Here is a 9,482-nt window from a genome sequence, read left to right as displayed (position 1 = left end):
GCGTCGCCGTGCTCGCGCAGGGCGCGGGCGATGATGTCGGTGAGCACCGCGACCCTCACCCCGGCCAGGCCCACCCGCTCGTACGCCCTGCGCGACTCCCTGACGATGCTGCGCCGCAACATCAAGCACATGCAGCGCTACCCGTCGATGACGATCTCGATCCTCGTGATGCCGCTCCTGATGCTGCTGCTGTTCGTGTACGTCTTCGGCGGCGCGCTCGGCGCGGGCATCGGGGCGGGCGGCGACCGCGGCGACTACATCAACTACCTGGTGCCCGGGATCATCCTGATGGCCGCGACCTCGGGGGCGGTCGCGACGGCGGTGTCGGTCTGCACCGACATGACGGAGGGCATCGTCAACCGCTTCCGCACCATGTCGATCTCCCGCGGCTCCATCCTGACGGGCCACGTCATGGGCAGCGTCCTCCAGGTGGCGGCGGTGCTGGTCCTGGTGACCGGCGTGTCCCTCGCGATCGGCTTCCGCCCGGACGCCTCGGTGGTCGAATGGGCGGCGGCCGCGGGCCTCCTCCTCTTCCTGGCCTTCGGCATGGCCTGGCTGTCGGCGGCGATGGGCATGGGAGCGAAGACCGTCGAGTCCGCGAGCAACGCCCCGCTGCCGCTGACCTTCCTGCCCTTCCTGGGCAGCGCGGTGGTCCCGCCGGAGTCGATGCCGACGGCCCTGCGCTGGTTCGCGGAGTACCAGCCCTTCACCCCGATCAACGAGACCCTGCGCGGCCTGCTGCTGGGCACGGACATCGGCAACGCCGGCTGGATCGCCCTGGCCTGGTGCACGGCCCTGTCCGTCCTGGGCTACGTCTGGTCCCGAGCGGCCTTCAACCGCGAGGTCACCCGCTGACCCCCCGAACGGCGGGCGCCCCGGACAAAGTCCGGGGCCGACGGCCACAACGCCGGATCACCTCAGCAAACCCCCACACCCGTCCGCTACGCTGTCCCCGTCCGCCTTCGTAGCTCAGGGGATAGAGCACCGCTCTCCTAAAGCGGGTGTCGCAGGTTCGAATCCTGCCGGGGGCACAGATGCCAGAAGGGTCCCACCTCCGGAAATCCGGAGGTGGGACCCTTCTGGCATCCACGGCGGCGGTCAGGTACGACTAGAACGCCTCTCGAGCAGCCGCTCGGTCCGGCGTACGCTCCTTTTGCCGATGTCCCTCGGTCCACCGGAGGCAAGTGCCGTGAGTCTGCTGCCGTTTGTCGATGAGCACGTCGTCGTCGTGGACGCCGGCGTCGAAGAGACCTGGCGGCGGATGCTCGTACGGGTCGAGCAGTCGCTCTCCACGTCCGGCGGCGCCCTGTACGCGCGGCTCGTGCGCGCCGTTCCCCGTCGGAGTGGTGGCGTCCGGCCGCTCGGCGCCGGGTCCGAATTCCCGGGGTTCCGGGTCGCCCGGCTCGTGCCGGAGCACGAGCTCGCGCTCGAAGGGCGGCACCGGTTCTCCACGTACACCCTCGTCCTCCGGATCGAGGAGCGGTCCGACGGGCGCTGTCGGCTGCGTGCCGAGACCCGTGCCGTCTTTCCCGGAGCCGCGGGGCGGGTCTACCGGGCGCTCGTCATCGGGAGCGGCGGGCACGCCCTCGCGATGCGGCGGATGCTGGCCGGCTACCGGCGCCCGTGACGCCGGCGGCCCGTGGCGCCGCCGGCCCGTCACACCGGCCGGTCGTGAGACCGGCACCAGCCCTTACCTCCAGCCGCCCGTCACGCCCACTCCGCTCAGCGCAGTTCCTCCGGGCACGGTGTCCCCCGCGAGAGTTTGTACGGGGCCGCCAGTCGGTACGTGCCCGCCTTCGGGGCCACCAACTGCGTCCACTCGTCGCCCTCCGCGTCCGCCTCCGTCTTGAAGAGGCAGCCCTCCTCGTTCGCGAAGACCTTCGGGATCTCGGTCTCCGCGTCCTCCCGGGCCGCCTTCGACGCCTCCGTCTCCTGCGGCGGTTCGATCTTGCCGCCGTGCTCGTCCATCAGCGCCAGCCACGGGGAGTACGGGACCCTGATCAGCACCCGCCCCGGGGTCCCCACCCGGATCACGACCTCGTTCTCCTCCGCGCTCTGCACCACCGCCGGCGGGTTCGCGAGAGGTGTCGGGTCCGCGACCTCGTACAGGCGCCAGTTCTCGTCCGACCACACCTGCTTCAGATACGGCAGGCCCTCCCCGACCAGCTCCGCCTCCTGCTCCGCGCCCGAGTCCGGCGCGCCCGTCGGCAGCACCACGAAGTGGACGGCCCAGCGGTGCAGCCACTCCTCGTAGTTCACGGAGTTCAGCGTGTCGTCGTAGAAGAGCGGGTTCCGCTCCATGTCCGCCTGACGGTTCCAGCCCCGCGCCAGGTTGATGTACGGGCTCAGCGCCGAGGACTCCCGGTGGCTCGACGCCGGCACGACCTCCACCCGTGCCTTGCGCGCGTCCCGCATCTGGAGCTGGTTGACCAGCGGCGCCAGCTCACGCGCCCACGACGCGTCCGGCGCGGTGCGGATCACGTCGTCGACGCCCTTGAAGCCGATCCAGAAGTTCAGGCCGGCGAACGCCAGCACCAGCGCGTACCAGCGCCGCGAGCGCGGCGCCGTGTACGGCAGCGCCGCCAGCAGCACGACCCCCGCGAACAGCATCGGGAGCCGCGAGATGTTCGAGCCGATCTGCGAGTCGATCAGCCAGGTCAGCAGCGTGCCGACGGTGTAGACGGCGGCGGCGACGCGCACCGTCCGCCAGTCCCTCGGGACGAGCACGAAGACCAGCGACCCGAACAGCAGCGGCAGCGCCGTCGAGCCGAACGCCATCGGCTGCGTCCCCGAGAACGGGAACAGCCACGACGACAGTGCGACGACCACCACCGGCGCCAGACCCAGGGCGTACGCGCCCGGACGCCGCCGGTTCAGGAACAGCGCCGCCGCCGCGACCCCCAGGAACAGGCCCGCCACCGGGCTGCACGCCGTCGCCAGACCCGCGAGCGGCGCCGCGACCGCGGCCTTCGCCCAGCGCTTGCGGCGCCAGCGGTGCGGCCAGCAGAACACCGCCGCGACCGCGCCGAGCGCGAACATCATGCCGAGCCCGAAGGTCACCCGCCCCGACAGGGCGTTGCAGAGGAACGCGAAGACGCCCGCGACCGCGCAGGCGAGCGGGTTGCGGACCGCCCGCACCCGCACCAGGATCAGCGCGGTCAGCCCCGCCGACAGCGTCCCCGCGACCATCATCGTGCTGCGCACGCCCAGCATCGACATCAGATACGGGGACACCACGCTGTACGAGACCGGGTGCATCCCGCCGTACCAGGCGAGGTTGTACGCCGAATCGGGGTGCCGGCCGACGAACTCCGCCCACGCGTCCTGCGCGGCCAGGTCGCCACCGCTGTTCGCGAAGAAGAAGAACCACAGGATGTGGGTGACGGCCGCGAGGCCGGTGGCCGCCAGGACCGTGTAGCGGCGCTTCCGCCGCGGGGGCCGGGCCCCCGTCAGCCCACCCGCGTCAGCTTCTTGTCGAAGCCCGGTTCCGCCAGGTCCGCCTGGAGGGCGACGGGCGAGCTGACCTTGCCCGCGCCGGTGCCGATCGACACCTGGCCGACGACGTCGCCCGCCTTGCCGGCGTGCGGGACGGCCTTGCCACCGTCCGTCAGCGCCAGCTTCACCTGGAGGCTCGGCCAGCCGATCGCCTTGAGTTCCTTCGTCGCCACCACCGGCGTCTGACCGCCGAGGCCGTCGTCGACGTACCCGATGACCTGCCCCTTGCGGATGACGGCCGCGGAGGTGACGTCCTTCTGGGCCCGCTGGATGATCTTGAGACTGTTGTCGATGGCGAGCTGGAGCTTCTCGCCCAGCTGCTTCGCGTCCTTCGCGCCCATCACGATGCCGAGGATGCGCCGGTTCTGGCCGTCGACGATCGTGTTCGCCGACCAGAGCAGGTTGCCGCCCGCCGGGGTCGACGAGCCGGTCTTGATGCCGCTCACACCCGGTTCGAGCAGGATGGTGTTGTTGTTCTCGATCCGGCCGGGGATGCCGTCGACGGTCACGTTCGGCATGTTCACGATCTCGCGGAACACGTCGTACTGCATGACCGCCTTCGCCAGCTTCAGCTGGTCCTGCGGGGTCGACACCGTGCTGTCGAGCAGACCCGACGGGTCCGTGTACGTGGACTGGGTCATCCCCAGGTCCTTCGCGGCGGCGTTCATCTTCGTGACGAACGCGGCCTCCGAACCGGCGTCCCAGCGCGCCAGCAGCCGGGCCACGTTGTTCGCGGAGGGGATCATCAGGAGCTCCAGGAGCTCCTTCTCCGAGTACTTCTGACCCTTCTGGACCGCCGCGGTCGACTCGTGCTCGGCACTGCCCTGATCGGCCGCCTTCTGGTCGATCTCGATCTCGGGGCCCTTCTGGCTCCCCTTGAGCGGGTGGTCGCGGAGGATCACGTACGCCGTCATCGTCTTCGTGACGCTGGCGATCGGCGCGGGCTTCTGCGCGCCGTACGTGCCCATGGACCCGACGCCCTCGACCTCGACGGCCCCCTGCCCCTCGGCGGGGAACGGCAGCTTCAGGGCGCCGCCCTGGAAGGTGAAGGTCGGTGCGGCCGAGAGAGTCAGCTGGGGTGCGGGCAGCGGGCGAACCATCTGCGCGATCGCAAAGACGATCAGTACGAGCAGGAGCAGCGGGGTCCAGATCCGCACCCGGCGGACGGTCGTCCGCAGGGGGGTCGGCGGCGGGGGCGGCGTGTTCGTCAGCTCGGCCAGCAGGTCGAGCGGCGGCAGCGGCGGAAGCGGCTGCTGCCGCGTCCGCTCGGGCTCGGTCAGCGCGGGCGCGGGCGACGGCGCGGCCGTGGAAGGTGCCTTCGGCTGTACGGGCGCGGCGGCGGCCGACTGGGGCGCCTCGGGCGCCTTGGGGGCAGCCGCGGTCGCGCGGGCGGCCTGTTGGGCCTTCTGCTCGGCCGGGATGTCCGCGCGCAGCGGCAGGAAGGTGCTGGTGCGTTCGCTGTCCGCGTCGGCGGCGGGGCGACCGGCGCCGCCCTTGCCGGTGAGCGAGGACGGGAGCTTCAGCGCGGTCGTGGGCTGGTCGACGGGCGGCCGGACGGCCTTGAACATCGTCGTCGGCTGGTCGACCGGCTCGTCCTCGCCGTCGGAGTCGTCGACGGCGGTGTCCTCGCCGTCGGAGTCCTTGGCGCCCGAGTCCTTTGCGTCGGAGTTCTTGCCGTCGTCGTCGGTGCGGTCGGGGCTGTCGGTGTCGGCCGCGTCGGCCGGCTTCGCGTCCGCGGACGGCTTCCGGGTCGCGAACCAGGATTCCGCGGCCGGCTTCTCCGCGGCGGCGGCCGGGGCCGGCTTCTCCGCGGCGGGCTCGTCGTCCGCCACATCGGAATCGGACTCGGACTCAGCGCCGGAGTCGGCGTCAGAACCCTCCTTCTCCGCCTCGTTCGCGTCCGCCTCGGCCGTATCCGCGTCGACCGCGTCCATGGCTCTCGCCTCGGCCACGACATCCTCGTCCTCGTCCACGACCTCCGCGCGTGCGTCGGCGGGCGCCTCAGCCCCCTTCGCGGGCGACTTCGCGGGCGTCTCCGCGGACGCCCCGTCCCCGTCCTCCGCCGTCGCCACCCATGCCGCCACAGCGGCCTTCAGGCGGTCGCTCTCGGGCTCCGGGGCCTTCTCCGTACCGGAATCGGTCTCGGCGGTCTCGGTGGCCTCCGCGGCGCCCCCGGCGGCCTCCGCGGTCTCCGGCTCCTGAGGCTCCTCCTGGCGCTCCGGGGACTCCTCCGCGCGCTCCTGCCCCGGCGCGTCGTCATCGGGGGTCCGCGGCGTCAGGGTCTTGAAGACGGCCGTCGGCTGGTCCACCTGAACCGCCGATGCCCGCGACGGCGCAACCGAAGCCGCCGACGGGGCGTCCGAATCATGGAGAACGGAAAGCCGAGGATCCCTGCCGCCGCCGCCCGAGGCCGTCGTCTCCTGAGACGACCCCTGCTGCTCCGCCCTGTCGGGGGACTCGCCCGCCACCGTGCCTCCTCCATGAGTCGTGCGTACGTACGGACCGTGTACCGGTCCGTGTACCAGTGTCCTGTGTGAACCCCTTGGCCCCCGTGCTAGACGAGAACGACATACCTACTGGTTCCCGGATGAACCACCCAGGCACTCTCGACAGATGAATGTGAGAGGGGTCACCCTGTCATTCATCCACGCGGGGAGGCATGGATGGGCAGGAGCCGCAGAACCATTCCGGAGGAGCTTCTGCTGCTCGCTCTGGACCCGACCACGGGTACCACAGCGCAGCCGCAGTCGCTCGACCTCGGCCTGGCCGGAGCACAGCTAGTGGAGCTGGCGATGGCAGGCCGGATAGCCCCTGACGGGGATCGTATCGCCGTGGTGATGCCACGGCCGACCGGAGATCCGACCTTGGACTCCGCACTGGAGCTGCTGCGCAGGCGTGGCAGTCCGGTTCGGGCCGTCCACTGGATCGGCGGACCCCGACTGGGGCTCCGCCAGACGTATCTCTCGCATCTGGAGCGATGCGGCATGGTGCATGCCGTGGAGGGCCAGATGTGCGGGGTGTTGCCGACGACTCGCTACCAGGCGACGGACACGGCGATCAGTCGGGAGATCCGTTCCCGGCTGGACAGTGCGATCCGCACCGGCGTACCGCCGGACCCGCGGACCGCGGCGCTTGCCGCGCTGGCCCACGCGGTCGGTCTCGGCAAGCACCTCTACCCCGGCAACGAAGGACGGTCGTCGCGGTCCCGGCTGCGCGATCTGATCCGGCACGACCCCATGGGCGGACTCGTGGCGCACGCCGTGATGGACGTCCAGAACGGCGCGGCGGCACAGCCGCGCCGGAGCGCCGCGGGTGTCCCGGCGCAGCCTCGCGGCAGCATGGCCCGCGCGGCGGCGCACTAGCACCCCGGGCACAGCACAGAACCAACCCGGGAGCCGCACAGGTGTGCGGGGCGGTCTGGACGGCCGCCCCGCACACGCGCGCTTCCCGGACTTTCCGGCGGTCCACCGCGAGAGCGGTGCGGTCCGCCGTGACGACGGTGCGGTCCGCCGCGCGAACGGCGTGGTCCGAGAACGGTGTGGTCGCGGGCGGTGTGGTCGTTTTCCAGCGCACACCCGGCTGTTGGTGGCAGTCTGCCAAGCGGTAGATACCCACAGCTACGCAGCAGACAGCCGGAGGTGCAGTTTCCGTGGCGTCCAACGTCAACCCCACCGTCAGGCGACGCCGATTGGGCCAGGAGCTGCGCAAGCTCCGGGAAGCGAAGAACATGACGGCGGAGCAGGTCGCCGAACGTCTCCTCGTCTCCCAGTCCAAGATCAGCCGGCTGGAGAACGGCCGTCGCTCCATCAGCCAGCGCGATGTGCGCGACCTCTGCGGCGTGTACGAGGTCGAGGACGAGCGCATGGTCGACTCGCTCATGCAGATGGCCAAGGACTCGCGCCAGCAGGGCTGGTGGCACGCCTTCGGCGACATCCCGTACAGCGTCTACATCGGCCTGGAGACGGACGCGGAGAGCCTGCGGATGTACGAGCCGCAGATCATCCCCGGGCTGCTCCAGACCCACGCGTACGCGGAGGCGGTCATCACCGGCGCGCTGCCGGAGTCGACGCCCGCGGACATCGAGAAGCGGGTCACGGTCCGCACCCGCCGCCAGGAGCGCATCCGGGACGAGGAGCGTCCGCTGCGTCTGTGGGCGGTCATCGACGAGGGCGCGCTGCACCGGATCGTGGGCAGCCGGCAGCTGATGGTGGAGCAGCTGGAGCACCTCATCGAGCAGTCGCACCTGCCGCACGTCACGGTGCAGGTGATCCCGTTCGAGATGGGCGCGCATCCGGGGATCAGCGGGCAGTACTCGATCCTGGAGTTCCCGGACACGTCCGACTCCAGCGTCGTCTACATCGAGGGCGTGACGAGTGACCTGTACCTGGAGAAGGCGCAGGACGTCGGCAAGTACAGCGTCATGTACGAGCACCTGAGGGCGCAGGCGCTGAACGTCGAGCAGACCCGTGACTTCATCTCGGAGATGGTGAAGAAGCACGCCAGGGGCTGAGCCGCAAAGGGATGCCCGGGGGGCCGAAAGGCGGTGGGGCGGGTACCGTACACGGCGTACTCGCTCCCACGGAAGCTCCGTTGGAATATGCCACTCGGACGTGTGAACGCCGGTCACGCCGGACCGGACCGACGAGTAGCGTCGATCACGCCGGCGAGAACGTTGGCGCGACACATCAACTGGCAGAACCGGAGCTGAGCAGCATGGCGATTATTCAGGGTGGCACCGACACCTGGACGAAGTCCTCGTACTCCGGAGGGAACGGGGCCTGCGTCGAAGTGAAGTCCCCCCTCGTGACCGCGATCACGGTGCGCGACTCCAAGGCCCCTGAGGGCCCCTCCCTCTCTTTCGGACCGGGATCGTGGAACGCCTTCGTCGGCGAGGTGAGCGACGGGGCCCTCTGAGCCCCGTCGCCGAAGCGGTCGGCGCCGGCACCATGCGCCGTATCGGCACCACCCGCTGGACGAACACCCGCACCACCCGCTGTACGAATGAGCCCCCTCGACCGGCCGCCGTCCTGGCCGAGGGGGCTCTGCCTTTGCCCGGGCCCGGTCGCCTCCCCTACCGCAGCCGGTCCACGTACAGGTCCGTGCCCGGGACCGTGGGGATGAAGGGGGCCACCAGTTCCACCCGGGCCGCCGGGCCGCCCAGGGACTCCAGGTCCGCGAAGTGGGTCGGCCAGCATTCCGCCGGGTCCTGTTCCAGGAACCACAGCAGGGTGAGCCGGGTGTCGACGCCCTCGACCTGTTTCACGTACGTCATGCGGTCGCCGGGCAGCGGGGTCGGGCGGAAGACCGTGACCATCGCCGCCGGGGAGCCGGCGAGCCGACGGGGGAGTTCCCGGCTCCGGAGGTGGTCGAGGAGGGTCGCGCGCTCCTCCGGGCCCGCCGCGTCGACGACCTGGAGGATCAGCCCGGCGTAGGGGTGGTCGAGGGCGTGGAAGTCGCGCGGGCCGGCCGCCCCGTCCCGGTAGACGGTGGCCTCGTGGTCCTGGAACGCGGTGAAGACATGGGTCCGCTCCTGGTGGACGCGGGCGTCCCGGTTGAGGCGCTTGTTGATGCCGACGGTCCACTTCATGTGGTCGTCGTAGCGGCCCTCGGTGATCCAGTACGTGGAGAGGTAGCAGCCGGCGGTGACGGGCCGGGCGACGGCGGACTTCTCCGGGACGCGGAGCTCCTGGAGTTCGCGCGTGGCGACCCAGCGGCGGCCCGCGTACATCCAGGGCATCGCCATCGCGCCGGCGTAGTAGTGGTCGTCCTCGTACCAGCGGTTGTAGGCGTACTCGTGGCCCGGGTGCGGCTCGACCATGGTGATCAGGGCATGGCCGGGACGCACCCCGTACGGGCCGACGGACGCCAGCTCCGCGTACGTGTCGCTGCGGGTCTCCTCGCTCACGCGCGCACCTCTTCCCAAGTCGGTGACGGGGACCTAACCTGACCACCACTCTGACGGACCGTCAGATACTTGGCCAGGCTTG

General features: G+C 70.9%; 8 protein-coding genes and 1 tRNA gene. 6 read left to right on the top strand and 3 right to left on the bottom strand.

The window, feature by feature from the left end; translation table 11 throughout:
* Positions 1 to 33 precede the first annotated feature (33 nt).
* The 3 genes from EAO70_RS16805 to EAO70_RS16795 all read left to right on the top strand — a co-directional run bounded on the left by EAO70_RS16805 (position 34) and on the right by EAO70_RS16795 (position 1,627).
* Positions 34 to 855: an ABC transporter permease gene (locus EAO70_RS16805; RefSeq protein WP_148005179.1), complete on the top strand. Its 822-nt coding sequence runs from the start codon at positions 34 to 36 to the stop codon at positions 853 to 855.
* 103 nt (positions 856 to 958) lie between these two features.
* A tRNA-Arg gene (locus EAO70_RS16800) sits at positions 959 to 1,031 on the top strand.
* A gap of 158 nt (positions 1,032 to 1,189) precedes the next feature.
* The gene (locus EAO70_RS16795; protein WP_148003786.1) at positions 1,190 to 1,627 is read left to right on the top strand and encodes a hypothetical protein; all 438 of its coding nucleotides are present in this window, start codon (positions 1,190 to 1,192) and stop codon (positions 1,625 to 1,627) included.
* Positions 1,628 to 1,722: 95 nt separating this feature from the next.
* Here EAO70_RS16795 and EAO70_RS16790 read toward each other — a convergent pair whose 3' ends face one another.
* Together EAO70_RS16790 and EAO70_RS16785 are read right to left on the bottom strand one after the other, a co-directional pair.
* Positions 1,723 to 3,453: an MFS transporter gene (locus EAO70_RS16790; RefSeq protein WP_410091379.1), complete on the bottom strand. Its 1,731-nt coding sequence runs from the start codon at positions 3,451 to 3,453 to the stop codon at positions 1,723 to 1,725.
* On the bottom strand, positions 3,450 to 5,804 hold the full coding sequence (locus tag EAO70_RS16785) for a D-alanyl-D-alanine carboxypeptidase (RefSeq protein WP_410091289.1): 2,355 nt from the start codon (positions 5,802 to 5,804) through the stop codon (positions 3,450 to 3,452). Before EAO70_RS16785 ends, EAO70_RS16790 begins: the two co-directional genes overlap by 4 nt.
* A gap of 354 nt (positions 5,805 to 6,158) precedes the next feature.
* Between EAO70_RS16785 and EAO70_RS16780 the strand changes: the two genes are divergently transcribed.
* The 3 genes from EAO70_RS16780 (at position 6,159) to EAO70_RS16770 (ending at position 8,409) form a co-directional block, all read left to right on the top strand.
* A complete protein-coding gene (locus EAO70_RS16780; protein ID WP_148003783.1) occupies positions 6,159 to 6,857 on the top strand; it encodes a GOLPH3/VPS74 family protein in 699 nt (232 codons plus the stop codon).
* Positions 6,858 to 7,144: 287 nt separating this feature from the next.
* A complete protein-coding gene (locus tag EAO70_RS16775; protein WP_073916242.1) occupies positions 7,145 to 8,005 on the top strand; it encodes a helix-turn-helix domain-containing protein in 861 nt (286 codons plus the stop codon).
* Between the two features lie 203 nt (positions 8,006 to 8,208).
* Positions 8,209 to 8,409, top strand: a complete 201-nt coding sequence (locus EAO70_RS16770) for a DUF397 domain-containing protein (protein ID WP_148003782.1) — start codon at positions 8,209 to 8,211, stop codon at positions 8,407 to 8,409.
* A 157-nt stretch (positions 8,410 to 8,566) separates the two neighbouring features.
* On the opposite strand, the gene EAO70_RS16765 is transcribed toward EAO70_RS16770, so the two are convergent.
* Entirely contained in the window at positions 8,567 to 9,400 is an 834-nt protein-coding gene (locus tag EAO70_RS16765) for a hypothetical protein (RefSeq protein ID WP_148003781.1), read from the bottom strand.
* Positions 9,401 to 9,482: the final 82 nt, after the last annotated feature.

Origin of the sequence: Streptomyces sp. adm13(2018), assembly GCF_008042145.1 — a bacterium.
Lineage (GTDB): Bacteria > Actinomycetota > Actinomycetes > Streptomycetales > Streptomycetaceae > Streptomyces.
This window is presented reverse-complemented; position numbering and strand designations above follow the sequence as displayed.

Excerpts from the sequence above, each read along its gene's own strand:
- EAO70_RS16805 (WP_148005179.1), top strand. The coding sequence starts at position 34 with ATGTCGGTGAGCACCGCGACCCTCACCCCGGCCAGGCCCACCCGCTCG.
- EAO70_RS16780 (WP_148003783.1), top strand. The coding sequence starts at position 6,159 with ATGGGCAGGAGCCGCAGAACCATTCCGGAGGAGCTTCTGCTGCTCGCT.
- EAO70_RS16770 (WP_148003782.1), top strand. The coding sequence starts at position 8,209 with ATGGCGATTATTCAGGGTGGCACCGACACCTGGACGAAGTCCTCGTAC.